This is a genomic window from Paenarthrobacter sp. AB444 (genome assembly GCF_028736865.1).
Lineage (GTDB): Bacteria > Actinomycetota > Actinomycetes > Actinomycetales > Micrococcaceae > Arthrobacter > Arthrobacter nicotinovorans_B.
In genome coordinates this window covers 98897-122904 of the sequence record NZ_JAQZBY010000006.1, presented here as the reverse complement: position 1 = coordinate 122904, position 24008 = coordinate 98897, and the positions used below count along the sequence as shown (strand labels likewise).

The following is a 24008-nucleotide window of genomic DNA, read 5'->3' as shown; positions in this document are numbered from 1 at the left end:
TGACTACTTAGTTGGGGAAGTATGAGATTTAGATTGAAAGCAGCTGCATCGATCAGCATTGCGCTATTTTCACTTGGATTCATGGGTCCTGCTGTAGCTTCGGACTCCGCAGCCACGTAGGTGGCGGGAGATGCGTCCGCTTCGACGGTCGCCACACCCAACTGCTTCGCAAGTCCTGGATTGGCGGTGGGCAGTTCCATTACTGCCTATGGGTTTGGTCGCTGCATGTACACGCCGCCATTGACACTGGGTGTGGCTGTTACCTTGTATCACAATGGGTGGTACGTAAATGACTCGTATACGAGCTGTTCTCTGTCCTCCGGCGGCGGAGACTGTCAGGGCATAAACGTGACTTCCGCCTATGCTTCGGGAAACTGGTGTTCGCGGGTCCTTATTGACTATATCGAGCCCGGAACCGGAAAGTTCCAACAATCGGCCTCAAGCACCGGAGCAGGGTGCCCGTGATGAACATCGTGAAAAGAATGCTTAGCCATGCGGCAGTCCTTGTGCTGGCGACGGCGTCTCTGGTTGCTTCGGCGGGACCGGGGCACGCGGCCGCAAGTTGCGAGTTGAGCTCGTGGTCGGAGGTGGATGGCTATCACGGTGTAATAATCTTCTACCCAAGCTTCGTCTGCTACCAGCAAACGGGCTCAGTGTCGATGGCAACGTTCCCGAGCAACGGTGGCAACCAGTGGACGACGCCGACGCCAGGAACCTGGTATTCAGGGAACGGGTTTGCCGTACCGATGAATGGTGCTGGTACGTATTGTGGTCAGATCAACATCTACGTATCAAGTGGACTGGGTCCTGAAAGCATAAGTTCCAGGCCCTGCGTAACTATTTAGTTCATGGCATAAGCTGAGACGCCCATTCCCGTCGGGAATGGGCGTCTCAATTTTGTCTTTGGGGCTTTGTCAACGCCGCGGGTTTTTACTTGCCAGCACCCGGTGCGTTGACCTCCAAATCTACCGTTTTGATTGCAGGCGCAGTGCCACCGGCGGCTTTCTTGGAACCGCGGCGCTCGATCCAGATCGCCAGCCGGGATACCGAAAGATTGATCAGGATGTAGATGGCGGCCCCCACGAAGAACGCGGAGAACAGGAGACTCGGTTCGAGATCCGAAATCAACTTCACCTTACGAAGGAGCTCTTCGTACGCCACGATGTATCCCAGGGACGTGTCCTTCAGGAGCACCACCAATTGGGCTACGAGTGATGGCAGCATTCGCCGGATTGCCTGCGGAAACTCGATGCTCATTCGCGACTGGAAACTGCGAAGACCAATAGCCAGACCGGCTTCGCGTTGTCCTTTGGGCAGCGACTGGATACCGGCGCGCAGAATCTCAGCGAAAATGGCGGCGTTGTACAACACAAGGCCGCTGACAACCGCCACGAACGGGCTCGTGGCAAACACCAGGAGCACGAACAGGATCATCAGGACGACCGGCATACCGCGGAGGAATTCAAGAACCACTTGGATGGGAACACGGACCCATGGAATCAGGGAGATCCGCAGCAGGCAGAGGGCAACGCCCAAAGGAAACGCAATCACTGCGGCGACACCAGCGGCCTGCAATGTGGCCAGCAGACCCAAGCCAAGCTGCGTCCAGACATCTTTGGCGGACTCGTTGACAAAGACTTCCCATCTGGAGGCACTAAAGATGCCTTGGGATGACAGGATCACGATGGCGCCGATAACCCCACCGAGGATGATGAGCGCGCCAATCACGGAGGCGACGAGGGACATGCGCCTGGCCCTGGGCCCGGGAACGTCATAGAGAACCGAAGTCATCGGGCGATCGCCACCTTTTTCTCGACGAAGTGAGCAAGAAGTCCGAGCGGAACGGTGATCAGGAGGTAGAAGAATGCCACCCCGATCAGGATCCACATCACCGCGTCACCTCGGCTGTTGGACAGCTGTAGGCCGTAGCCGAAGAGTTCGAGGACAAAGAACGCGCCGGCAACGGATGAGTTCTTGACCAAGGCGATCATGATGTTAATCAAAGGGGGAACCACGGTACGGAGTGCTTGGGGAAGAACAACCAGCCCCAGGACCTGTGTGAATGTCATGCCGACGCTGCGTGCTGCTTCCGCTTGTCCCACAGGGACACTGTTAACGCCCGAGCGTACAGCCTCTGCGACAAAGGCCGCGGTGTAACTGCTGAGGGCAATAATTGCCGCGACTTCGAACTGTTCAAATTTGACCCCAAGGCGGGGAAGCACAATTGCGGAAAAGAAGAAAATGATGGTTAGGGGAGTGTTTCTGGCAACCTCAACGTAGAACGTACTGAACCCCCGCAGTGCGGCGACGGGAGAGACGCGCATGGCGGCCAGCAGGGTACCAAAGATCAGGGCGATGACGCCCGAAACAACAGCTAGAAACAGGGTTCGGAGAAATCCATCCCAATATTGGGGAAGGCTCTCGAAAATGGCGTCCATGGCTTCCTTCGTCTATGCCGGGAAAAGGACTGAATCCTAAAGATGAAAGGCTGTCGCCGCTCCGGTACGGAACGGCGACAGCCACCGGTTCTAATTAGTAACGGTCGATCTTCGGAAGCTCGGGGACCGTCTTGATGACCTTGCCTGCGGTTGCTTCCCAGGCCTTCTTGTAGGTGTCGTCCTTTGCGAATCCCTCAAGCTGGTCGTTGATCCAGTTGCGGAAGACAGTGTCATCCTTCTTCAGGCCGATGCCGTAGGGCTCCTTCGTAAAGGTCTGGTCCGAGGCGAGCTTGAAGGCGTCCGGTTCCTTATCGACATAGCCGGCGAGGATGACGTTGTCAGTGGTCACGGCGACAACCTGCTTGTTGCGCAGCGGCTCCAGGCAGGCAGTGTAGTTGGCAGCAGGAACGAGTTCTGCGCCGTACTTGTCGACGATGGTTTTGGCAGGGGTGGATCCCGTGACAGAGCAGACCTTCTTGCCCTTGACATCCTCCGGCTTGGTAATGGAGTTGTCGTCCTTATTTACCAAAAGGGCCTGGCCAGCTTCGTAGTACGGTCCGGCGAAGGACACTTTTTCCTTGCGGGAGTCATTGATGGTGTAAGTCGCGATGACAAGGTCGACGCGCCCCTGTTCGATAAATGGTTCTCGGTTGGCGGACACAGTCTCCACCCACTCGATCTTATCGGCGGGGATACCCAGCTTGGCGGCGATAGCCTTGCCCATCTCCACGTCGAAACCGACAGGCTTGCCGTCAAGGCCCTTCTGGCCGAAAAGCGGCTGGTCGAACTTGGTGCCAATGGTGATCTTCTGCGCCTTATTCAGCTTCTCCATGGTGGTGCCGGCTTCGAAGCTCGCGGAAGCAACGGGGGGAGTGGTGGAGCTTCCGCCGCCACCACATGCGCTCAGCGACAGGGCAAGAGCAGCAGAAGCGGCCACCAGGAGTGACTTCCTCCGGGTAATAAGAGACTTCATGATGTTCCTTTCATTGGATGGCCGCCTTACGGCCGGGGTGCGGGCGGTAAGGAGCTAGTGGGTCAAAAGCTTGGACAAGAAGTCCTTGGCACGGTCGCTCTTCGGGTTGGTGAAGAACTCTTCCGGGCTCGCGTCCTCCACGATCTGTCCGTCGGCCATGAACACCACACGGTCAGCAGCCTTGCGGGCAAAGCCCATCTCGTGGGTTACCACGATCATGGTCATGCCTTCCTTGGCCAGCTGGATCATGACGTCCAGGACTTCGTTGATCATTTCCGGGTCCAACGCGGACGTGGGCTCGTCGAACAGCATCACCTTCGGCTTCATGGCAAGGGCGCGGGCAATTGCCACACGCTGCTGCTGTCCACCGGAGAGCTGCGCGGGAAGCTTTGGGGCCTGGTGTCCGACGCCGACACGCTCAAGGAGCGCCATGGCTTCCTTGTCCGCGGTTCCCTTGGCCACCTTCTTGACCTTGATGGGCCCGAGGGTGACGTTCTCAAGAATCGTCTTGTGGGCAAACAGGTTGAAGGACTGGAAGACCATTCCGACGTCGGCCCGCAAGTGGGCGAGATCTTTGCCTTCTTCGGGAAGCTTCTTCCCGTCGATGGCGATATCGCCGTCGTCGATCGTTTCCAAACGGTTGATCGCACGGCACAGCGTGGACTTACCTGAACCGGAAGGTCCAATAACTACCACGACTTCACCCTTCCGAACCTGGAGGTTGATGTCTTTGAGGACGTGCAGTTGACCGTAGTGCTTGTTGACGCCATTCAGGGAGACGAGGGCATCGCCGGACGCTTGAGTAGTCATACGAAGAATCTAGCGAACAAAGAAGCAAATATGACCACGGTCACGGCAACTTCGTGAAGATCGTGACTGAACAGAAACCTGCTCCCCAGGCATATACCAGACTGCAATGCAAGAAGCGGGTCGCTGCGATGGAGCCGGCGCCAGGAGGCGCTAGCCTTGGGCAATGAGCATCAGCCAGCACTCAATTCCCAACCCGGATGCCAACGGCAACGGCAGGACCACCCACGTACCCCTGCCTTCGGAGATCGCGCCCGCCAAGCACAAGGGTTCCTTGGAGCTTCGACGCAAACAGGCGGACACGGGAATGTCGGACCAGCATTTGCTGGATACCAGCGGTGCCGGGCAGTTCATTCACACTGATCCCTGGCGCGTCCTCCGGATCCAAAGCGAGTTCGTGGAAGGGTTCGGGGCGCTTGCCGACCTCGGCCCGGCCGTCAGTGTCTTCGGTTCGGCCCGCACCAAGCCTGGCAGCGAGTACTACGAAATGGCCGTTGAAGTGGGCCGCAAACTGGCCGAGTCCGGTGTTGCGGTCATTACCGGCGGTGGACCGGGTTCCATGGAGGCAGCGAACAAAGGCGCTGTCGAAGGCAACGGAGTCTCCGTGGGGCTGGGCATCGAGCTACCGTTCGAGCAGGGGCTCAACCAATGGGTGGATCTTGGCATCAACTTCAGGTACTTCTTCGCCCGCAAGACCATGTTCGTCAAGTATGCGCAGGGATTTGTGGTGCTGCCGGGTGGACTTGGCACCCTTGACGAGCTCTTCGAAGCCATGGTCCTGGTCCAGACCCGAAAGGTGACCTCGTTCCCCATCGTTCTCCTCGGCGTCCGGTTCTGGGGCCCGATGATCGAGTGGATCCGGGAAACCCTGGTTGCCGAAGGCATGGTCTCCGAAAAGGACCTCGACTTGATCCAGCTGGTGGATGACCCGGCTGACGCAGTCCACCGGGTGCTCCACGGTGCGCCTCTTCCCACACCCACAGGGGAGCAACGCCCCGAGTAGCCGGGTGTTTCTGGCACGATGGACAGTGTGAGCTTCTTTCTGGTATTCCTCGCGATTGTCCTGGTAGGCGCGGCACTGTTTTTCGGCGCCGGAATAGTCCGGGGGCGCACGATGGGAGCGGGTCTTGACGACCCCCTTCCCAATCTGCCCCCGGTGCTGTTGCCGGCCGAGGCGCGGCCGTCCGACGTCGATTCCGTGCGTTTTGCGCTCGGATTGCGCGGTTACCGGATGGACCAGGTGGACCAGGTTCTCGATGAACTTAGGGACCAGTTGCGGGCCAAGGACCTTGAAATTGCGAGGCTGGGGGCGTTGGCGGAGCAAAAGTCCGGAGGCGACGAAACCGGCCGGACCCCACAGTGACCGTCCAGGCTCCGGCCCAGCACGGCCAAGGAGCCGCGGCCCGGCTTTCCCGGGCCGTGGCGGCTGCCGGATCACGAATGGCCAGCTGGCCTTGGTGGCTGCAAGTATCACTGATCTTTGTCGCCGCCCGCTTGGTCAGTGCCTGCATTTTCATGGCAGCGGCGCTCCAACAGGGCACAAACCCATGGTTCCCGCCGGCTCCCGATTACTGGAACTTCATCACCATCTGGGATGGCCGCTGGTACCAGCAAGCTGCAGACAGCGGTTATCCATCAGTCCTGCCGGTGGACGCCAACGGCGTGGTCAAGGAGAACGCCTGGGCGTTCTACGCTCTCTTCCCGCTCCTGGGGCGGGGTGTCGCGGCGATGACCGGCCTGGGCACTTTGCAAGCCCTCACGGTGATCGCCATGCTGGCCGGGTTGGGCGCGTCCCTGGTGATCTACAAACTCTTCCGGGAATTCGCAGGCAAGCGCACAGCCCTCTGGGGTGTCGTTTTCGTTTCCACGTTTCCGGTGTCGCCGATCCTCCAGGTCCCTTATGCCGAGTCCCTGAACCTGCTGCTGCTGGCCGCATCACTGCTCTTGGTGGTCAGGCGACGATACCTGACGGCCATTCCCGTAGTCCTGCTGATGTGCCTGTCCAGGCCCACCGGGGTACCTTTCGCTGCCATGGTCGGTTTGTTGCTGCTCTGGCGCCTTTGGGAACGGTTCAGGCGCCCATCAACAACCGAACCCACGTCCACCCGGAGCCTCGTATCCTTGGGAGCACTGGTGGTGGCAGCCGGGATCGGAGCCCTCGCCTGGCCCGCCATCGCCTGGGCCGTCACGGGCGATCCGGCCGCCTACACACGGACCGAGACAGCTTGGCGTGGACATGACCTGGTGCCTTTCAAGCCTTGGTTCGATACCGGCCGGATGCTGTTCGGACCGGTACTCGGCGTCTTGGCTCCCTTTGTGTTCACGGCACTCTTCGTATTGGTGATGGTGTCCGCCCCGGTGAAGCGGCTCGGGCCGGAACTGCGGCTCTGGTGCGCATGCTACATGGGCTACCTCCTGGTGTTCCTGCACCCGCAGACCAGCACCTTCCGGATGCTGCTGCCGTTGTTCCCCTTGGCACTCGGGGCTGCTGCCCTGTCAAAGTCCAAGGCCTACCGGGGGACCGTTGTGGTGATGTTCGTCCTCCTGCAGATTGTCTGGGTTGTGTGGCTGTGGGCGTGGGCCCAGCTGCCCGGAGGTGGCGACTATCCGCCCTGACGTGGACCTTTGTCCCCGACCGCCAATTTGTACAAAGCCCGCACAAACAGGCCGCTGATTTCGCTACGGGCGGGTAAGTACGGGATAATGGACCCAAGAGCAGGGACAAAGCACCTAACAGTGCCCGGCCATGGCGGCCTCCAAGCAGTGCCGCCGGCTGCAATTGCGACGCGGAACCAGCCCGGCCGGGTTGGCGTGACTTGGGACAAATGGAGGGGATTTTCCTAATGGCGGCTATGAAACCACGTACTGGCGACGGCCCTATGGAAGTTACCAAAGAGGGACGCAGTCTCATCATGCGTGTGCCGCTCGAAGGTGGAGGCCGGCTTGTGGTCGAGCTCAATGCCGCCGAAGCGGAAAACCTCAAGGAATGCCTCGTAGGTGTGACCGAATAGAGTTACGAAGCAGGGCCCGGCATCAGCCGGGGCCCTGCTTTTTGTTTAACGCCCGACGGCGGCGGCCACCTACTTCTTGACGGCCACCAAAAGGCCGTCCCCGGTGGGCAACATGGCCGAGGCGAGCCGTTCGTCGTCGCGGATGGCCTTGCCGATCTGGCGCAGTACCACGGTGGTGGAGTCACGTGCTGCCGGGTTGGAAACCCGATCCTTGTCCAGGGCGTCGTTGATGACCAGCGTGCCCCCGGACTTCAGCAGGCGGATGGCCTGTTCCACGTACTTGGGGAAGTTTGGTTTATCGGCGTCGATGAACACCAGGTCATAGGCCGCATCGGTCAGCCTGGGCAGGACATCTGCCGCGCGACCTGAGATGGTGCGGGTGCGGTTGGCGGGGCTGCCGGATTCGAGGAAGGCCTCGCGCGCTGCCTTGAGGTGCTCGACGTCGAGGTCGATGGTGGTCAAGACCGCCTGGGGTCCCATCCCGCGCAGCAGGCAGACGCCCGAAACCCCGGCTCCGGAGCCGACCTCCACTACAGTCTGCGCCTTGGACGCTGCGGCGAGCACCGTCAAAACGGCGCCAACACCGGGGCTGATGGGCGTCACACCCAACTCGAACGAACGCTCGCGGGCGCGCAACATCACGTCATCCTCAGCCGGCAGATCTTCTGCGTAGGACCAGCTGCTTGACTTGTCGGCACTCATGAAGGGATTCGCTTTCCGCGGGTAGGGGTGTTTGTACCAGACTACTGTGTCCGCCCCGGTAAACCCGCTGTTGGAAGTGCCTTGGGCCCTGTGTCAGCCCGGCTTTTCAGCCGTGCACGAAAAACGATGTCCAGTCAGGTAATTCCCAGACAAACTTGGGATGATATTGCTCCGGTCATCCACGAGGTGGGCGGCACCGAATTAACGGTGAACCACAGTTTGAGGGGAGTGGACGATGCCGGCATCCCATGCTGCGCCAGTCCTTGCATCAGAAGGCCCTGAGGCCGCTACCGACTGGGTCATGCCCAGCTGGGAGGAAGTGGTGTCCAACCACTCCGCCAAGGTATACCGCCTCGCCTACCGCCTGACCGGCAACAAGTTCGACGCCGAGGACCTCACCCAGGAGGTCTTCGTCCGGGTCTTCCGCTCGCTGGAGAACTTCAAGCCGGGAACACTGGACGGCTGGTTGCACCGCATCACCACCAACCTGTTCCTGGACCAGGCCCGCCGAAAGAGCCGGATCCGCTTTGACGCACTGGCCGAGGACGCAGAGTCCCGCCTGCCCGGGCGTGAGCCCGGTCCCGAGCAGAGCTTCGAGCACAACAATCTCGACCTCGACGTCCAGCGGGCCCTGGAGGAACTCCCGCCCGACTTCCGCGCCGCCGTCGTGCTGTGCGATCTCGAGGGTCTGTCCTACGACGAAGTCGCCGAGGCCTTGGGCGTAAAGCTCGGGACCGTCAGGTCCCGGATCCACCGTGGCCGCACCATGCTGCGCGAGAAACTGGCCCACCGCGATCCGCGTCCGGCCGAGGCCCGCAAGCCGCGCTTGAAGATGCCCCGCATCGCCAGCATCCTTTAGGCCGTCAATGCCCCGACGTTCTGACCGCCCGGGACCTCTGTCCCGGCGTAAGTTGGCTTCGCTGCGCCATTCCCGAAGCCCCGAGCATGTGCAAGTCTGCGTCAAGTGCCGTGCTTTGCTGCGCCAGGAACGGCAGTACCTTGAACGCCTGCGAAGTGCTGCTGTACCTGAAGCGAGCCAGGATCTCACGGCGAGGCTGATTCAGCAGACCGAACGGCTTGCCAACCATTCTCCGCAGCCTTGGGAACCCCCGCCAACCCGGAACCGTATCCAGCGTGGCCTTCGGATCGCTGCAGTCGCCGCCGGCACCTTGGTGGTCTCAGCCGGCGCCCTGGCCGGCTCGGCGTACATTGTGGCCGGGGAAGAAGAACCGCAGGCCTTTGTGCAAACCAACGACGCCGGACTCCTCGCTGGCGCCTGGACTGGCGGCGCATCGGAGTCGGCGGTCGCACCCGCCTTCCAAGCCGGCAGCACCATTACCCTGAATGCTTCCCAATTGGATGGGCTCCGGCAGGAAGGGTGGGCGTGTCCCGAACTGTCGGGAGCAGGTTTCAAGGTTGTCTCTGCCCACGCCAGGATGGTTGATGACCATCCGGCTGTTGAGCTCCACCTGGAGAGGAACGGGCACTTCGCCACCATCGTGGAGGAACACCGTATTGGCGGGCAGAACTCCCCGGGGGCTTCGACACAGCCGCAGCTCTCCGTCACCCAGGGCAACCCCTGGAAGGCTGTCTACTCAACGCCGGCAGCCGTGATCACCTACGCGTCCGATCTCCCCGCTGAGACTGCGGATGACGCCGTTCCGGAAATAGTCCGGGCAGGCGAGTCCCTGGCCGAGGGTGAGGGCACCGGGGGGTCCGAGGCTTGGTACCCCAGGCTGCTCCGCGGCCTTCAAACCCTTCTTCGCCCCGCTGGTTTATGAGCGGCACCACAGACAAGGTAATCTTCGTAGCGTGCTTGGAATCAACGGCCCGGAGTTCATACTCCTTCTGATTATCGGCGTACTCGTCATCGGTCCCAGCCGTTTGCCCGAATACACTCAAAAGCTCGCCAACCTGGTCAAGGAAGTGCGCCGTATGGCCTCAGGCGCCCGCGAGCAGATCAAAGAAGAAGTCGGCATCGACATCGATGAAGTCGACTGGAAGAAATACGACCCCCGGCAGTACGATCCGCGGCGCATCATCAAAGACGCCCTGCTGGATGATGACACCAAGCCCGTCAGCGCCGGTGCTCCGGCTGTGGCGGCCACGGCTGCGGTTGCCGCTACCCAGCCGAAGCCGCCTGCGCGGGTCATTGAACGGCTCGCCGAGGGCGAAGCCGCTCCCTTTGACACCGAGGCTACCTAAGCCGCTGCCCGGCCCGGTTCCCTGCTGAAGGGTGTCAGCAGGCCTTAGCGAGGCTCGATGCCCAGCGACAACCCCGATAGCCCCCGAGGCCGCGAGGCCAAGGTTGCGGCTATCTGTGCCATGGCCTTGGCCGCAGCGGAGTCGGGAGCTGCCAGTACCACAGGCGTTCCCGCATCGCCTCCCTCGCGCAGCCGGATGTCCAGGGGAATCTGCCCCAACAGCGGAACGTCGCTGCCAACGGCGGCGCTCAACCGCTCAGCCAGGATGGCACCGCCGCCGCTTCCAAACAGTTCCATGCGATCGCCGTCGGGCATTTCCAGGAACGACATGTTCTCTATCACGCCAGCCACCTTCTGGCCGGTTTGCGTGGCAATCGTTCCCGCACGCTCGGCGACATCGGCGGCTGCCGCCTGCGGCGTGGTGACCACCAGGATCTCGGCATTGGGCAGCAGTTGGGCCACGGAGATGGCGATGTCGCCCGTGCCTGGAGGCAGGTCGAGGAAGAGGGCATCGAGATCGCCAAAATAGACATCGGTGAGGAACTGTTCCAACGCGCGGTGCAGCATGGGGCCACGCCAGGCAACCGGCTGGTTCCCAGCAACGAACATGCCGATGGAAATGACTTTCACCCCGTAGGCCACAGGGGGCAGGATCATGTCATCCACCTGGGTCGGCTTCTGGGTGATGCCCATCAGTGCCGGCACGGAAAAACCGTGCACATCGGCGTCAACGATGCCCACCCTGAGTCCTTGGGCAGCCAAGGCAGTGGCGAGGTTGACCGTAACCGAGGACTTGCCTACACCGCCCTTTCCGCTGGCGACCGCGTAGACCTTGGTCAGTGAACCGGGCTTGGTGAAAGGAATACCACGTTGTCCGCCCGGACCCCTGAGTTGTTCCTTCAGCGCCTCCCGTTGGGCAGGCGTCATCACCTTCAGCTCCACGTCCACGCCGTCGACGCCGTCGACGCGCATCAAAGCTGTGGTGGCGTCCTGGGTGATGGTCTCCCGCAGCGGACAACCGGCGATGGTCAGCAGGACGGCGACGTGCACCGTGCCGTTGTCATCGGCGGACACCGATTCCACCATGCCCAGTTCCGTGATGGGGCGGCGGAGTTCGGGATCAATTACCGTTGCCAGGGCAGCTTGCAGTGCCTCGGCAGTAGCGGTGCTCATAAGGTTCAGGACCGGCTTTCAGGGGTGTCAGGGGAAGGCTTTGCGGTGGAGTGTTGCGGACCCGAGGAACGGGGCGGACGCACCTTGGGAATTTGCTGCGTGCGCGGTCCCCGGGATTTGTCCCGCTTCTCCTTCAGTTTCTCTTTGACCTTCTCGCCGGGCGATTCCGCTCCATCCGCGGCGTTGTCACTCTCACGGAGTTCTTCCTGGGCGTCGATGATGTCTTCCAGCAGGCTTCGCAGCTCCGCACGGACATAGTCACGGGTGGCGACTTCGCGAAGGGCTATGCGAAGGGAAGCCAGTTCCCGGGTCAAGTACTCGGTGTCGGAGAGGTTCCGTTCAGCACGCTGGCGGTCCTGCTGAAGCGATACGCGGTCGCGGTCGTCCTGGCGGTTTTGGGCGAGCAGCAGCAGGGGCGCTGCGTAGGATGCCTGCAGGGACAGCATCAACGTCAAGAGCGTGAAGCCCAGCTCCATGCGGTCGAACTGCCACTCCGTGGGCGCGAACGTGTTCCATCCAAGCCAGAACACACAGAAGACGGTCATGTAGACAAGGAACTGCGGCGTTCCCATGAAACGGGCGAAACCCTCGGTTGCGTTGCCGAAAGCATCCGGGTTGGGTGAGAACTTCGGGAGGATCCGTTGACGCCCACTCAGTGGCGTATCGAGACTGCTGCCCTGGCGTGAGGTGTTCCTGGTGGGTCGGGTGGCGTTGTTCTCAGCCAATTCGGCCTCCAAGCTTCCTTATTGGGGCGTCGTCCTCGTGGGCGCGCCAGTCATCCGGCAACAGGTGATCCAGCACGTCATCAACAGTCACCGCCCCCACGAGGCGGCCGTCGTCGTCCACGACTGGAAGCGAGTTCAGGTTGTACGTAGCCAAGGTCCGGGCCACCTCGCTGATGTGGGCCTGGTCCGAGACAGGTTCCAGGTTCTTATCCACGAGGTTGCCCAAGGGTTCCGGGGGAGGGAAGCGCAGCAGCTGTTGTATGTGCACCACCCCGAGGAAACGGCCGGTGGGCGTCTCCAGCGGAGGGCGGGCAATAAAGATGGAGGAAGCCAGCGCGGGCGAGAGTTCTTCGCGGCGGACGTGGGCCAGTGCTTCGGCAACCGTGGCCTCGGGCGGCAGGATGACCGGGACCGGGGTCATCAAACCGCCCGCGGTGTCCTCGTCATATTCGAGCAGGCGGCGCACGTCTTCGGCTTCCTGCGGTTCCATCAACTGCAGGAGTTCCTCTGCCTGCGCAGAAGGGAGCTCAGCGAGGAGGTCGGCGGCGTCGTCCGGGTCCATCTCCTCAAGGACGTCGGCGGCGCGTTCGACATCCAGTGCGGAAAGGATGGTGACCTGGTCATCCTCCGGAAGCTCCTGGAGGACGTCGGCGAGCCGCTCGTCCTGAAGCTCGCTGGCTACCTCAAAGCGGCGCTTGTCGCTCATTTCCTGCAGGGCTTCAGCGAAGTCTGCAGGCTTGAGGTCCTCGTGGGTGGCAACGAACTGGGTGGCCGCCTGGGGCTCGTTGTGGCCTCCGGTTTGGGCGTCGGCCCAGTCAATGATCAGGGTCTCGTTGCGCCGGAGCCTGCTCAAGGGGGACAAGGAATGTCCGCGACGCACGAACAGCTTGCTGACGAACCAGTCCTTGGAGCGGTGCTGGTCCATTGCGATGTCTTCAATGGTCGCGTCCCCACTGCCATCGGCCAGAGTGACGCGACGGTCGAACATCTCCGCCACCACCAGCGTTTCCGCGCCGCGCTGTTCGAAACGGCGCAGGTTGACCAGGCCCGTGCAGATGATCTGCGTCTGGTCGATGGAGGTGATCCGGGTCATGGGGACGAAGACGCGTTTCTTGCCCGGGACTTCGACGACGATGCCGACGACATGCGGTGCGCCACGGGTCCCGCGGGAGAGCACCACGACGTCCCGCAACCGGCCAAGACGATCGCCCAAGGGGTCGAAGACGTCCAAGCCCAGAAGGCGCGCCACAAAGACGCGAGAAGGATGTGTGCTCATGTTTACAGGCTACCGAGTCTGCTCTCTTTTAGCTGAATTCCAGCCGCTTCACATGTCCATGGGCCACAATGGGGCTATGTCTAACATTTTTGGTGGTCCCAAAGCTATCGAGGAATCCCGCAGCGTGCCCCAAGGCGACACCGTGGGCTCATACACCTCTTATTTGGATGCCCAGAAGGCGGTGGACTATCTCGCTGACCAGCAGTTCCCGGTTCAGCTGGTGTCCATCGTTGGCAACGACCTCAAAATGGTGGAGCGGGTCACCGGCCGACTGAGCTATCCGAGGGTGGCGTTGTCGGGAGCGTTGAGCGGCATGTGGTTCGGCCTCTTCGTCGGCGTCATGCTCTCCTTCTTCACCCCCGCGGGCGGTCCGTTCTCCATCATCACCTCGGTGCTGATGGGTGCGGCATTCTTCATGCTCTTCGGCATCGTCACCTACGCCACCCAGCGCGGCAAGCGGGACTTCACTTCCACCAGCCAGGTAGTGGCCACGAACTATGACGTCATCGTGGCCCGGGAAGCCTCCCATGAGGCACGCCGGCTCCTGCAGCAGCTGCCGATGAACCCGTCGCAGGCGCACCAGGGCAGCTACGCCCCACAGAACCAGCCGTTCCAGCAGCCGGGCCAAGCCCCGGAGCGACCCACCACCTGGAACGACCCCTACGGTCAACGCGGTCCTGGATCCGGGCAGGACACGGCCAACGGCCAGGGCACTCCCGCTGCCCAGCACCCTGTGCAGAACCCGACTCCGGCAGCCGTCCGTTACCCGGACCTGCCCGATGGCCGTCCGCAGTACGGTGTGCGGGTGACTGAGGGACAAGCCGACGCTCCGCAGGACGATGCCCAACAGGCCGGTTCTGACGGCTCGCCCAAGCAGTAGCGCCTTAAAAACAAAGGGAAGGCCACCGGATTACCGGTGGCCTTCCCTTTTGCTGCCGTGATGGGCCTGCCTGGGAGGGCAGCTTAGCCCTGGGCGTCCTGGTAGATCCCCGCCATCCAGGACTCGACGTCGTCCGCCTTGCGCGGCAGGGCGGCGCTGAGGTTGACGGGACCGTCGGCGGTCATCAGGATGTCGTCCTCGATCCGGACACCGATGCCACGGTATTCCTCCGGGATCGCCAGGTCCTCATCCTTGAAGTACAGTCCGGGTTCGATCGTGAAGACCATGCCCTCGGTGAGGATCCCGTCGAGGTAGAGCTCACGCTTTGCCTGGGCACAGTCGTGGACGTCCAGGCCCAGGTGGTGGCTGGTGCCGTGTGGCATCCAGCGCCGGTGCTGCTGGCCTTCGGGGCTGATGGCTTCCTCGACGGAGACCGGCAGCAGGCCCCATTCGGCCAGGCGCTCGGCAAGGACCGTTGTTGCCGCTGTGTGGATGTCGCGGAACTTTACGCCGGGCTGGGCGGCCGCGAAACCGGCGTCGGCGGCGTCGAGTACTGCCTCGTAGACCTTGCGCTGGACGTCGGTGAAGGTACCGGTTGCCGGCAGCGTCCGGGTGACGTCGGCAGTGTAGAGGGAGTCGGCCTCCACGCCGGCGTCGAGGAGAAGAAGCTCCCCGGCGTTGACAGTTCCGGAGTTGCGGGTCCAGTGCAGGACCGTCGCGTTGTTGCCGGCGGCTGCGATGGTGTCGTAGCCGAGCTCGTTGCCTTCTTCACGGGCCCGTGCGAAGAAAGCTCCTTCGACAACGCGCTCGCCGCGGGGGTGCGTCAGGGCGCGGGGAAGGGCGCGGACGACGTCGGCGAAGCCTTCAACGGTGGCAGCCACCGCGATCTTCATCTGCTCGATTTCCCATTCGTCCTTGATCAGTCGCAGCTCGGAGAGGGCTTCGCTGAGCTTCTCGTCCAAGGCATCGAGTTCGCCGAGGTCCAGGTTTTCAGGATCCTTGGCCGTGTTGTAGCGGGCGGTATCGACCAGGGCGTCGATGTTTTCGTCGACCTTGCGGACCAGTCGGATGGAGATGCCACCGATTTCCGGGGCGCCAACGTTCTTGGTGATGGCCATTTCCAGCTCGGCGATGTGCGCGGTGGGCAGTCCCAAACGCGCTTCGAATTCAGCCAGCGTCGGACGGGCGCCAATCCAGAACTCGCCGGCCCGGGAATCGGCGTAGAACTGTTCGGTATCGCGGCCGGCCAGAGGACGGAAGTAGAGCGTGGCAGTGTGGTGGCCGCCGTCGTCGCCCTTTCCTTCAGCTACCGGCTCAAGAATCAGGACTGCGTCGGGCTCGTGGTCCACGCCCAGGCCCGTCAGGTGGGCGAAACCGGAGTGGGGGCGGAAACGGTAGTCGCAGTCGTTCGAGCGGACCTTCAGCGGCCCGGCCGGGATGACAAGCCGTTCGCCCTTGAACAGTTCGGAGATGGTACGACGGCGGCGTGCGGCGTGGTCTGCAACGGCGTCCCGGGCAGGGGTCACCTGCGGGGCGGGAGCCCAGTTGCTGGCCATGAATGCCTTGAAGGCATCAGACGTGGGCCTCTGTGAGCGGTTGTTGACGCGCTCCTGCAGCGGCTGGGAATTGGAGGAGTCCAGGTTTTGGGTGTTTTCGGCTTCGTTCACCGTTACATCGTCCCACCAGTTCCCTGAGGAGGCCAACGGCGCAACCGGCCAAGCGGGCATGCATCCCATAGGCTGGGAAAGTGAGGATAGACCTGCATGCGCACTCGAATGTTTCCGACGGGACAGAGACACCGGCCGGCGTGATTGTTTCCGCCGTGGCCGCGGGGCTGGACGCCGTTGCCTTGACCGACCACGACTCAACGGATGGTTGGGAACCGGCAGCAGCCGCGGCCAGGGAACATGGCATTGCATTCGTCCCGGGCATGGAGATCTCCTGTCGGACGGACAAGGGGATCAGCGTCCACCTCCTTAGCTACCTCCACGATCCCGGCCATGCAGGACTGCTCGAGGAAATCACGAAGTCCAAGGATGCCCGCCTGACACGGGCCGAGCACATGGTCACGTTGTTGTCCGAGGATTATCCGCTGACGTGGGACGACGTGATCCACCACGTAGCCCCCGGCGCTACAGTCGGACGCCCCCACATCGCGGACGCCTTGGTGGCAGCGGGGGTCGTGGCGGACCGCACCGAAGCCTTCACCACCATCCTGACTTCGCACTCGCGGTACTTCGTGCAGCACTACGCACCCGACCCCGCCCTCGCCGTCGAGCTGGTCCGGGCGGCGGGAGGCGTTCCTGTCTTCGCCCATCCGGTGGCGTCGTCCAGGGGTCGCACCGTGGGGGAGGCCACGTATCGGGATATGATCGACGCTGGCTTGCTGGGCGTGGAAGTCGAACACCGGGACAACCCTGAAGAGGGCCGGAGGTTCCTGCGGGGACTGGCCGCCGAACACGGTCTGCTGATGACAGGTTCCTCCGACTACCACGGGACCGGCAAACCGAACCTGCTGGGTGAGAACCTGACTTCGCCGGAGGTCTTGGCGCGGATCGAAGAATTGGCAACGGGCAGCACGGTGGTCCGGTGACAGGGGCCCGCCCGGTGAAAGGGGCCCGTTGATGGACCTGCAGCTGCTGGCATCGGTGATCGTTACCCTGTTCGTCATCATGGATCCGCCGGGAACGGTGCCGATTTTCATGTCCCTGACGGCTCAGTTGTCGGCGAAGGACAGGAACCGTTCAGCCTTCCAGGCGCTCCTGGTTGCCACCGGCGTAATTGTGCTGTTTGCCATCTTCGGCCAATCGATCCTGAACTACATGCACATCTCGTTGGCCGCCTTGCAAGGTGCGGGCGGGTTGCTTCTGGTCCTCATCGCCTTGCAGTTGCTGACCGGAAACACCAGCGGCGAGGAAAACGCGGCCAAGTACAAGAACGTCGCCTTTGTGCCACTGGGGACGCCGCTCATGGCGGGCCCGGGTGCGATTGTGGCGGTGATGGTGTTCGTGCAGCAGTCCACTGAACTGTCAGACTACCTCGCCGTGGGCACCGGTATCGCTGTGGTCCTGGCCTCGCTCTACCTCGCGATGCGCTTCGCAGGCGTGGTCCAACGCGTCCTTGGTGAGAACGGCGTGGAACTGGTCACCAGGATCGCAGGGTTGCTGTTGTCAGCCATTGCGGTGCAGATGATCGCAGACTCGGTGACGGCGTTCGTGAAGGGCGCTGCCTAGGCAGGCAGTTGCCTGAACAGCGGCAGACAACAGGCGAAGGGCTGCTGTCTCAGGCCTGCGGGCCGGTGGGCAGCAGCTCGTGGAACACTGCCTTGGCGCCGAGGCGTTTCCGCATGACCTCGATGGCCTGCTCATTCTGGTCGACACACACAAACCGGCGGCCCAGCTTCGCGGCCACGGCGCCGAGGGTCCCGGAGCCGGCGAAGAAGTCCAGGCACCAGTCATCCTTGCGGCTTGATGCGGAGACGATCCTTCGCACCAGTCCCTCGGGTTTTTGGGTGGGGTAACCGGTTTTTTCGCGCCCGGTGGGCGAGACGATGGTGTGCCACCAGACGTCCGTCGGCAGCTTTCCGCGCTCGCGTTTGGCCGGTGTCACCAAGCCCGGGGCCATGTAGGGCTCGCGGTCCACTTCCTCGTTGTCGAAGTGGTACTTCGTGGGGTTCTTGACGTAGACAAGGATGTTGTCGTGCTTGGTGGGCCAGCGGTTCTTGGCCCGGGCACCGTAGTCATAGGCCCAGATGATCTCGTTGAGGAAGCACTCCCTGCCAAAGATCGCGTCCAGCATCACCTTGGCGTAGTGGACCTCGCGGTAATCGAGGTGCAGGTACAGGGTGCCGTCGTCCGCCAACAGGCGCCAGGCTTCCACGAGCTTGGGCTCCAGGAAGGACCAGTAGTCGCTGAAGGCGTCGTCGTAGCTGTGCAGGGCACCCTTGATGGTGTCGTAGGAGCGGCCTTTGAAGCCGACGCGGTCGCCGTCGCCGTCGGCGTTGCGGACCATGCGGGTCTCTTGCCGCCGCTGCACGCGGCCCGTGTTGAAGGGCGGGTCCACGTAGATGAGTGTGAAGGCGCCGTCCGGCAGCGTTGGAAGGAATTCCGCGTTATCCGCGTGCACCACCATGTTGCCGCCGTCCGGCGCCCAAACAGTTTCAGCCATTGACGGAATTAGGCCTCGGTGTTGCCAGGCTGGGCAGCAGCCGACTCACCGGAAACAACTTCGCCATTGCGGCGACGCGTACGGGTACGACGCGTGCGGGCAGGCTTCTCAGCGTTGTCGGCGGTTCCCGTCCGGGCTTCGGTCGCACCGGCAGCCGGAGCTGCTTCGCCCTCGGACGTACGACGACGACGGGTGCGGTTGCGGCCGCCGTCGCCCTTGCTTTCGCGCGAGTCGCCTGACTTGGAGTCGCCGGACCTGCGGCCACGGCCGCCGTCGCGCTTGCCGTCACGGCCGGAACCGCCCGAACGTCCGTTCTTTTTCCCGGTCTCGCCCAGGTCCTCCAGCACCTCGGCGTCGACGCCGGCGAGGACGCGCTTGTTACGGGGCAGGCGGCCCTTGGTGCCCTCGGGGATGTCGAGGTCGGTGTACAGGTGCGGTGAGGAGGAGTAGGTCTCGACAGGTTCGGGAACGTTGAGGCCAAGAGCCTTGTTGATCAGGGCCCAGCGAGGGACATCGTCCCAGTCAACGAAAGTCACGGCGGTGCCCTTGTTGCCTGCACGGCCGGTACGGCCAACGCGGTGCAGGTAGATCTTCTCGTCCTCGACGCACTGGTAGTTGATGACGTGGGTGACGTCCTCGACGTCGATACCGCGGGCGGCGACATCGGTTGCCACCAGAACATCCACCTTGTTGTTGCGGAAAGCCCGCAGGGCCTGCTCGCGGGCGCCCTGGCCCAGGTCGCCGTGGATGGCAGCGGCGGCGAAGCCACGGTCCACCAATTCCTCTGCGACCTTGGCTGCAGTGCGCTTGGTCTTGGTGAAGATGACAGTGCGTCCGCGGCCCTTGGCCTGGAGGATGCGGGCCACAACTTCAGTCTTGTCCATGCTGTGTGCACGGTAGATGAGCTGGCGGATGTCGCGCTTGGTAAGGCCCTCATCGTTGGGGTCGGCGGCCCGGATGTGGGTGGGCTGCGTCATGTAGCGGCGTGCCATGGCGATGACCGGACCAGGCATGGTGGCCGAGAACAGGAGGGTCTGGCGGACCGCGGGGGTGCCGGCAATCAGAGTTTCGACGTCGGGAAGGAAGCCGAGATCCAGCATCTCGTCGGCTTCGTCCAGGACCACCATCTTGACGTTCTTGAGGCTCAGGTGCTTCTGCTTGTAGAGGTCGATCAGGCGGCCGGGCGTGCCGACGACGATCTCGACGCCCTTCTGCAGTGCTTCGATCTGGGGCTCATAGGCGCGGCCGCCGTAGATGGTGGCAATGCGGGCGTTGCGCTTCCGGGATGCAGCCTGGAGGTCGTTGGCAACCTGCACGGCAAGTTCACGGGTGGGAACGATGACCAAGGCCTGCGGGGCGCCAGGAACGGCAAGCTTCTCGTAGCCTGCGTCGTCCCTGCCGATGACCCGCTGCAGGGCGGGAATGCCGAAGCCCAGCGTCTTGCCGGTGCCCGTCTTGGCTTGGCCGATGATGTCGTGGCCGCTCAGGGCCACGGGCAGCGTCATGGCCTGGATCGGGAAGGGGTGCGTGATTCCGGCGTCGGCCAGTGACTCAACGATGTCCGCGCGGACGTTGTAGTCGGCGAACGACTTTTCTTCGATCTCGTGGGGCGTCTCGTCCGAGGTGATCGTTTCCTCGGGTTCGATGGTCTCGGTTCCGGTGGAGTCCGTCAGGACTTCATGGGTGTGCAATTCACTCACAGGGAGTTTCCTTATTCATTTAGGCATTGGCGCTGCATGCTCAACGGGATGGCATAGCCGTACCGGAGCAGAACGGGCGCGCAAGCAATTCCAGTGGAAGCCGATCGCGGGCTATCTAAGTACTGGCACTGGTGACCAGTTGGTACATCTCAAGATCGCGTAGGGGCGGGCTTGTTGAGTTCAAAAATTAACTGAATCAACGACCGGGCATCCATTACTACACGCCCAGTCTATCCTCTGGGAGCCATAAAGCCCGGATCGGTGACTGAAGCGCGTCAGCCCAGAAGCTCAAACCGGATCTCCCGCGTGGCAATTTCCGCCTTTACGAGGCGTACCCGCACCTTGGTACCTGACTCCAGTTCGCCGTCACACCGTGCCGTGACTGCGGGCTCGGCGATCTGGACAACGCCATAGGGGACGCCGTTGCCATTGCCGTTGCCCCTGGTTCCATTGCCGTTGTTGCCGTTTCCGTTCGATGGCTTGGAACCGGAAATGACAACGGCGTCGAACTCCTGGCCCACATGTCCCGCCACCAGCGCGGCCTCCACCGTGTCCAGTGCCGCACGTTCCAACCGCCCTGCCAATTGATCGGAAGCGCCCATGATCTCGGGCAAGGACGGCAGGGCCTCGCGTGCCCAGCGCGGGATCTCTTTGTTGTTGCACAGCGCTTCACAAATCACCAGGACAAAGCGGTCAATGAGCCGCCGCAGGGGAGCAGTGGTGTGGGCGTAGGGGGCGCCGATGGCTGCCTGGATCACCGTTTCGGGCACTTCGCCGTCAAAAGGGGTATAGCCGGCGCCCCGGAACAATGTTCCGGCGGAGTGCAGGATGGCCAGCTGTTTCGGATCGGAAGCGTCCAGTGTCCGCAGATACTCACCGTAGGAGACCTTGCCGTCCCAGGGCTTGCCCAGGGCTGCAGTTTGCCGCCTGAAGTGCTGCAGTGATCTTTCATCGGGGGCAGGCATGGTCCGCAGGATGCCGATCTTGCCATCGAGCATCAGTTGTGCCGCCGCCATCCCCGTCATGAGCGAGATCTGCGCATTCCAGTCCTCCACCGGCAAGGACGGCGCCGCGACGATTCTGTACCCGCCGTCGGTCACCTGGACGATTTCCTGCTCGGGCATGTTGAGGCTGGCCCCGCCACGAAGCCGCTCCAGCTCGACCCTTTTAAGTCCAACTTCCTTGAGGAGCTGAAGTACGGGCGGTGCAGTTCCCTCGTCTATCTGTTGCTGTGCGCCGGCGTAGCTGAGTTTGGCGCGGCTTCGCACGGTTGCCCGCGCCACGGAAACGCTCACCACCTCCGCCTTGGCGTCCAGATCGAAGTCCCAGACGAAGGCCCCGCAGTCCTGGTTCGCCAGCAAACTCCCGGCGTTTTCGCTGATGATCTCAGGGTGCAAAGGAATGCGCCCGTCCGGCGCGTAGAGTGTTTGACCCCGGTGCCGCGTTTCCGAATCCAGGGCTCCTCCGGGTGCTACGAAGGATGGAACATCGGCGATCGCGTAAAGGATTTTGTACCCTTCGCCGGCACGGTCGATGTACAGCGCTTGGTCAAGGTCCGTGGAGGTCGCGGGGTCAATGGTCACGAAGGTGACATGCCTGAGGTCCCGCCCGGGCAGGCGGAGGGATTCGACGGCGTCACGCGCCTCTTGCACGGCCTCAGCGGGATACTCGCCGGGCAGCTCAAGCTCCGTCCGCAGGGCCGCGAGGGCTGCGGCGAGCTGGTCCGAGGAATCGTCGACGTTGGGCGCTATCCGGTGATGTGACACGAAAGTCAGCGTAGCCCGAAACAGGCCGATAGTCTTGGACGCCCACCAGGCAAAAGCCCGCAGCCGCCAAGCGACTGCGGGCTTATTACCGTCGCTAACGTGCGGAGTTGCCGCTAAGCGGCGTCGAGGGCTTCGAGCATCGACTTCGCTGCCGCCGTCGGGTCTTCCGCCTCGGTGATGGCGCGGACGACGACGATGCGGCTGGCACCGGCTGCGAGTACCTCTTCTACGTTGCCAAGGTCGATTCCACCGATCGCGAACCAGGGCAAATCAACGGCCCCGCCTGTGGTCTCTTCAGCGCGCTTGATCGCTTCCGCGGCATATGTGACCAAGCCGGTTCCCACGGCGTCGCGGCCGGGCTTGGTGGGCGTTGCCCATACCGGGCCAACACAGAAGTAGTCCAGGCCCGGGTCGCTGGGCGAGGCGGTGATGGCCGCGTTCACTTGCTCGGGAGTGTGGGTGGACAGGCCTATGACGGCAGGGTGGGGCAAGAAGGTACGGGCGACCTCCAGGGGCAGGTCCTTTTGGCCCACATGGAACACAGGAGCCCCGGAAACACTGGCAATATCGGCACGGTCGTTGACTGCCCAGAGCCGTCCGTGGCGTTCGGCAACGCTGCGCAGGACGGCCAGCAATTCCAATTCCTCAGCAGCTTCCACCGCCTTGTCGCGGAGTTGGATGATGTCCACTCCGCCCTGGAAAGCTGCGTCCACAAAGTCTTCAAAATCGCCTTGGCGTTTGCGCGCGTCAGTGCACAGGTAGAGGCGGGCCGAGGCGAGGGATTGATGCTGGGTCATGGAAACCACACTAGTTCCTCTAAACTGGGCACGTACCGCGGGAGCCGCGACGACCATCATTGTGACCGTCCGGCTGAGAGGGCTTAAGAGCCGACCGCTTGACCTGATCCGGCTAGTACCGGCGTAGGGAAGGAATCAGATGGCAGAAGCCATTCACGCAGATGTCGCTGTCATTGGCGGAGGCGTCATCGGCCTGGGCATTGCCCATCAATTGCGGAAGCTGGGCCGCTCCGTGGCCCTCATCGACCCGGCGCCGGCCAGCGGCGCTACCTTTGCGGCTGCCGGAATGCTGGCACCGGTGAGCGAACTCCACTACCAGGAAGAAGACCTCCTGGACCTCATGGTCGAGTCATCCCGATTGTGGCCGTCATTCGTGGGCAGCCTGCCTCAGCCCACGGAAGCCACCGGATACAGCACGACGCCGACCCTCGCCGTGGGTGCCGACGCCGCCGACCGCAGGGCGCTCGCAGACCTTCGCTCGGTTCAGCTTTCGGCGGGCCTGGAGGTTGAGCCGCTGTCCTTGCGTGAGGCACGGAACCGCGAACCACTGCTGAGCCCGCAAATTTCCTGTGCCTTCGACATTCCCGCTGATCACAAGGTTGATCCGCGGAAGTTGGCGAGCCACCTTTTGGCGGTCCTTGCCGCGCATTCGCCGGATGATGGCAGCTGGGTGAAGGGGGCCGGGGATGGGTTCGCCGTTGAGGCCTCGGCCCGCGGGTTGTTGTGGGACGGCGACCGGGTTGCCGGTGTCGAGCTTGAAGACGGCGGCACCGTCCACGCGGCCGAAACGGTCGTGGCCAATGGGCTGGGAGCCCCTCACTTGCAGGGCCTTCCCGAGGGACTCAGCCTTCCAGTCAGGCCGGTCTACGGAGACATCCTCCGACTACGCGTCCCGGCCCACCTCCGTCCGCTGGTCACCGCCACAGTCCGGGGGATGGTCCGCGGAGTGCCCGTGTACATCGTTCCGCGGGAGGACGGAACCGTGGTGATCGGCGCTACGCAACGCGAGGACAGTCTGTCCGCGACGTCCAACGCCGTCTCGGCCGGTGGCGTCTACCAACTCCTGCGTGACGCGCAGGTTCTCGTGCCTGCGGTTGCTGAACTCGAACTCCTGGAGGCAACGGCCCGCGCACGACCAGGAACTCCGGACAACGCCCCGTTGCTGGGCCGTGTGGGCAACTCCACCGGCGAGGTTGAAGGCCTCGTGATCGCCACGGGATTCTTCCGGCACGGTGTCCTCCTCACTCCCATAGCCGCCGCGATCGTGGGGGAGCTGCTGAGTGGCTCCACCGACCCCCGCTGGTCCATCTTCCGCCCTGACCGCTTCAACGCAACGCGGGGTCACTTATGGCCCATGGCAACCCCTTCAGGGGGCCATAAATGACCCCG

At 62.8% G+C, this 24008-nt stretch carries 24 protein-coding genes and 1 riboswitch; of the genes, 11 read left to right on the top strand and 13 right to left on the bottom strand.

The window, feature by feature from the left end; genetic code table 11:
- Positions 1-930: 930 nt before the first annotated feature.
- The 4 genes from PQ627_RS09610 to PQ627_RS09595 form a co-directional block, all read right to left on the bottom strand.
- Entirely contained in the window at positions 931-1791 is an 861-nt protein-coding gene (locus tag PQ627_RS09610; protein ID WP_274260382.1) for an amino acid ABC transporter permease, read from the bottom strand.
- A complete protein-coding gene (locus tag PQ627_RS09605) occupies positions 1788-2438 on the bottom strand; it encodes an amino acid ABC transporter permease (RefSeq protein WP_144659705.1) in 651 nt (216 codons plus the stop codon). The genes PQ627_RS09610 and PQ627_RS09605 overlap by 4 nt, the downstream gene beginning before the upstream one ends.
- Before the next feature lie 94 nt (positions 2439-2532).
- Positions 2533-3411 carry a glutamate ABC transporter substrate-binding protein gene (locus PQ627_RS09600; protein WP_144659706.1) on the bottom strand — a complete coding sequence of 293 codons (879 nt, stop codon included), beginning with the start codon at positions 3409-3411 and terminating at the stop codon, positions 2533-2535.
- A gap of 54 nt (positions 3412-3465) precedes the next feature.
- On the bottom strand, positions 3466-4221 hold the full coding sequence (locus tag PQ627_RS09595) for an amino acid ABC transporter ATP-binding protein (RefSeq protein WP_144659707.1): 756 nt from the start codon (positions 4219-4221) through the stop codon (positions 3466-3468).
- A 163-nt stretch (positions 4222-4384) separates the two neighbouring features.
- Between PQ627_RS09595 and PQ627_RS09590 the strand changes: the two genes are divergently transcribed.
- The 4 genes from PQ627_RS09590 (at position 4385) to PQ627_RS09575 (ending at position 7229) form a co-directional block, all read left to right on the top strand.
- Complete coding sequence (locus PQ627_RS09590) at positions 4385-5221, top strand: TIGR00730 family Rossman fold protein (RefSeq protein WP_186313518.1); 837 nt, start codon at positions 4385-4387, stop codon at positions 5219-5221.
- Positions 5222-5239: 18 nt separating this feature from the next.
- Positions 5240-5581, top strand: coding sequence for a DivIVA domain-containing protein (locus PQ627_RS09585; protein ID WP_144659708.1), 342 nt, complete (start codon positions 5240-5242; stop codon positions 5579-5581).
- A gap of 77 nt (positions 5582-5658) precedes the next feature.
- Complete coding sequence (locus tag PQ627_RS09580; RefSeq protein WP_274260598.1) at positions 5659-6834, top strand: hypothetical protein; 1176 nt, start codon at positions 5659-5661, stop codon at positions 6832-6834.
- A gap of 227 nt (positions 6835-7061) precedes the next feature.
- Positions 7062-7229 carry a DUF3117 domain-containing protein gene (locus PQ627_RS09575; RefSeq protein ID WP_064721643.1) on the top strand — a complete coding sequence of 56 codons (168 nt, stop codon included), beginning with the start codon at positions 7062-7064 and terminating at the stop codon, positions 7227-7229.
- Between the two features lie 69 nt (positions 7230-7298).
- On the opposite strand, the gene PQ627_RS09570 is transcribed toward PQ627_RS09575, so the two are convergent.
- Complete coding sequence (locus PQ627_RS09570; RefSeq protein ID WP_274260376.1) at positions 7299-7931, bottom strand: O-methyltransferase; 633 nt, start codon at positions 7929-7931, stop codon at positions 7299-7301.
- 235 nt (positions 7932-8166) lie between these two features.
- On the opposite strand from PQ627_RS09570, the gene sigE reads away from it, so the two are divergent.
- The 3 genes from sigE to PQ627_RS09555 are packed head-to-tail and all read left to right on the top strand — an operon-like array spanning position 8167 to position 10136.
- A complete protein-coding gene (gene sigE, locus PQ627_RS09565) occupies positions 8167-8790 on the top strand; it encodes an RNA polymerase sigma factor SigE (RefSeq protein ID WP_144659710.1) in 624 nt (207 codons plus the stop codon).
- 7 nt (positions 8791-8797) lie between these two features.
- Positions 8798-9712: a hypothetical protein gene (locus PQ627_RS09560; protein WP_274260374.1), complete on the top strand. Its 915-nt coding sequence runs from the start codon at positions 8798-8800 to the stop codon at positions 9710-9712.
- 31 nt (positions 9713-9743) lie between these two features.
- A complete protein-coding gene (locus tag PQ627_RS09555; protein WP_144659711.1) occupies positions 9744-10136 on the top strand; it encodes a Sec-independent protein translocase TatB in 393 nt (130 codons plus the stop codon).
- A gap of 44 nt (positions 10137-10180) precedes the next feature.
- On the opposite strand, the gene PQ627_RS09550 is transcribed toward PQ627_RS09555, so the two are convergent.
- Genes PQ627_RS09550 through PQ627_RS09540 form a run of 3 tightly spaced genes read right to left on the bottom strand, consistent with a single transcriptional unit; the run spans position 10181 to position 13309 of the window.
- Positions 10181-11308 carry an Mrp/NBP35 family ATP-binding protein gene (locus tag PQ627_RS09550; protein WP_274260371.1) on the bottom strand — a complete coding sequence of 376 codons (1128 nt, stop codon included), beginning with the start codon at positions 11306-11308 and terminating at the stop codon, positions 10181-10183.
- Between the two features lie 5 nt (positions 11309-11313).
- Positions 11314-12045: a DUF1003 domain-containing protein gene (locus PQ627_RS09545; RefSeq protein ID WP_144659713.1), complete on the bottom strand. Its 732-nt coding sequence runs from the start codon at positions 12043-12045 to the stop codon at positions 11314-11316.
- Positions 12026-13309, bottom strand: coding sequence for a magnesium transporter MgtE N-terminal domain-containing protein (locus PQ627_RS09540; RefSeq protein ID WP_144659714.1), 1284 nt, complete (start codon positions 13307-13309; stop codon positions 12026-12028). Before PQ627_RS09540 ends, PQ627_RS09545 begins: the two co-directional genes overlap by 20 nt.
- Before the next feature lie 76 nt (positions 13310-13385).
- On the opposite strand from PQ627_RS09540, the gene PQ627_RS09535 reads away from it, so the two are divergent.
- Complete coding sequence (locus PQ627_RS09535) at positions 13386-14189, top strand: general stress protein (RefSeq protein ID WP_274260368.1); 804 nt, start codon at positions 13386-13388, stop codon at positions 14187-14189.
- Positions 14190-14272: 83 nt separating this feature from the next.
- Here the strand turns inward: PQ627_RS09535 and PQ627_RS09530 are convergent, their stop codons facing one another.
- Positions 14273-15856 (bottom strand): aminopeptidase P family protein, encoded by a 1584-nt coding sequence (locus PQ627_RS09530; RefSeq protein WP_274260366.1) that lies wholly within the window; start codon positions 15854-15856, stop codon positions 14273-14275.
- A gap of 80 nt (positions 15857-15936) precedes the next feature.
- Between PQ627_RS09530 and PQ627_RS09525 the strand changes: the two genes are divergently transcribed.
- Together PQ627_RS09525 and PQ627_RS09520 are read left to right on the top strand one after the other, a co-directional pair.
- Positions 15937-16782, top strand: a complete 846-nt coding sequence (locus PQ627_RS09525; RefSeq protein ID WP_144659716.1) for a PHP domain-containing protein — start codon at positions 15937-15939, stop codon at positions 16780-16782.
- Between the two features lie 31 nt (positions 16783-16813).
- Positions 16814-17422, top strand: a complete 609-nt coding sequence (locus tag PQ627_RS09520; RefSeq protein WP_144659717.1) for a MarC family protein — start codon at positions 16814-16816, stop codon at positions 17420-17422.
- 49 nt (positions 17423-17471) lie between these two features.
- Here the strand turns inward: PQ627_RS09520 and PQ627_RS09515 are convergent, their stop codons facing one another.
- The 4 genes from PQ627_RS09515 to thiE form a co-directional block, all read right to left on the bottom strand.
- Positions 17472-18356, bottom strand: a complete 885-nt coding sequence (locus PQ627_RS09515; RefSeq protein WP_144659718.1) for a DNA-methyltransferase — start codon at positions 18354-18356, stop codon at positions 17472-17474.
- An 8-nt stretch (positions 18357-18364) separates the two neighbouring features.
- On the bottom strand, positions 18365-20056 hold the full coding sequence (locus PQ627_RS09510) for a DEAD/DEAH box helicase (protein ID WP_274260362.1): 1692 nt from the start codon (positions 20054-20056) through the stop codon (positions 18365-18367).
- Positions 20057-20331: 275 nt separating this feature from the next.
- Positions 20332-21822 (bottom strand): RNB domain-containing ribonuclease, encoded by a 1491-nt coding sequence (locus PQ627_RS09505; protein WP_274260361.1) that lies wholly within the window; start codon positions 21820-21822, stop codon positions 20332-20334.
- Positions 21823-21935: 113 nt separating this feature from the next.
- Positions 21936-22619, bottom strand: a complete 684-nt coding sequence (thiE, locus tag PQ627_RS09500; protein WP_274260358.1) for a thiamine phosphate synthase — start codon at positions 22617-22619, stop codon at positions 21936-21938.
- Between the two features lie 27 nt (positions 22620-22646).
- A riboswitch (TPP riboswitch) is annotated at positions 22647-22767 on the top strand.
- On the opposite strand from thiE, the gene thiO reads away from it, so the two are divergent.
- Positions 22759-24003: a glycine oxidase ThiO gene (gene thiO, locus PQ627_RS09495; RefSeq protein ID WP_274260356.1), complete on the top strand. Its 1245-nt coding sequence runs from the start codon at positions 22759-22761 to the stop codon at positions 24001-24003. (Overlaps the previous riboswitch by 9 nt.)
- The last annotated feature ends 5 nt before the right edge of the window (positions 24004-24008 follow it).

Bases quoted from the DNA above. Each gene is read 5' to 3' on its own strand.
- PQ627_RS09610 (WP_274260382.1), bottom strand. From the start codon at position 1,791: ATGACTTCGGTTCTCTATGACGTTCCCGGGCCCAGGGCCAGGCGCATG.
- PQ627_RS09605 (WP_144659705.1), bottom strand. From the start codon at position 2,438: ATGGACGCCATTTTCGAGAGCCTTCCCCAATATTGGGATGGATTTCTC.
- PQ627_RS09600 (WP_144659706.1), bottom strand. From the start codon at position 3,411: ATGAAGTCTCTTATTACCCGGAGGAAGTCACTCCTGGTGGCCGCTTCT.
- PQ627_RS09595 (WP_144659707.1), bottom strand. From the start codon at position 4,221: ATGACTACTCAAGCGTCCGGCGATGCCCTCGTCTCCCTGAATGGCGTC.
- PQ627_RS09590 (WP_186313518.1), top strand. From the start codon at position 4,385: ATGAGCATCAGCCAGCACTCAATTCCCAACCCGGATGCCAACGGCAAC.
- PQ627_RS09585 (WP_144659708.1), top strand. From the start codon at position 5,240: ATGGACAGTGTGAGCTTCTTTCTGGTATTCCTCGCGATTGTCCTGGTA.
- PQ627_RS09580 (WP_274260598.1), top strand. From the start codon at position 5,659: ATGGCCAGCTGGCCTTGGTGGCTGCAAGTATCACTGATCTTTGTCGCC.
- PQ627_RS09575 (WP_064721643.1), top strand. From the start codon at position 7,062: ATGGCGGCTATGAAACCACGTACTGGCGACGGCCCTATGGAAGTTACC.
- PQ627_RS09570 (WP_274260376.1), bottom strand. From the start codon at position 7,931: ATGAGTGCCGACAAGTCAAGCAGCTGGTCCTACGCAGAAGATCTGCCG.
- sigE (WP_144659710.1), top strand. From the start codon at position 8,167: ATGCCGGCATCCCATGCTGCGCCAGTCCTTGCATCAGAAGGCCCTGAG.
- PQ627_RS09560 (WP_274260374.1), top strand. From the start codon at position 8,798: ATGCCCCGACGTTCTGACCGCCCGGGACCTCTGTCCCGGCGTAAGTTG.
- PQ627_RS09550 (WP_274260371.1), bottom strand. From the start codon at position 11,308: ATGAGCACCGCTACTGCCGAGGCACTGCAAGCTGCCCTGGCAACGGTA.
- PQ627_RS09540 (WP_144659714.1), bottom strand. From the start codon at position 13,309: ATGAGCACACATCCTTCTCGCGTCTTTGTGGCGCGCCTTCTGGGCTTG.
- PQ627_RS09535 (WP_274260368.1), top strand. From the start codon at position 13,386: ATGTCTAACATTTTTGGTGGTCCCAAAGCTATCGAGGAATCCCGCAGC.
- PQ627_RS09520 (WP_144659717.1), top strand. From the start codon at position 16,814: ATGGACCTGCAGCTGCTGGCATCGGTGATCGTTACCCTGTTCGTCATC.
- PQ627_RS09515 (WP_144659718.1), bottom strand. From the start codon at position 18,356: ATGGCTGAAACTGTTTGGGCGCCGGACGGCGGCAACATGGTGGTGCAC.
- thiE (WP_274260358.1), bottom strand. From the start codon at position 22,619: ATGACCCAGCATCAATCCCTCGCCTCGGCCCGCCTCTACCTGTGCACT.
- thiO (WP_274260356.1), top strand. From the start codon at position 22,759: ATGGCAGAAGCCATTCACGCAGATGTCGCTGTCATTGGCGGAGGCGTC.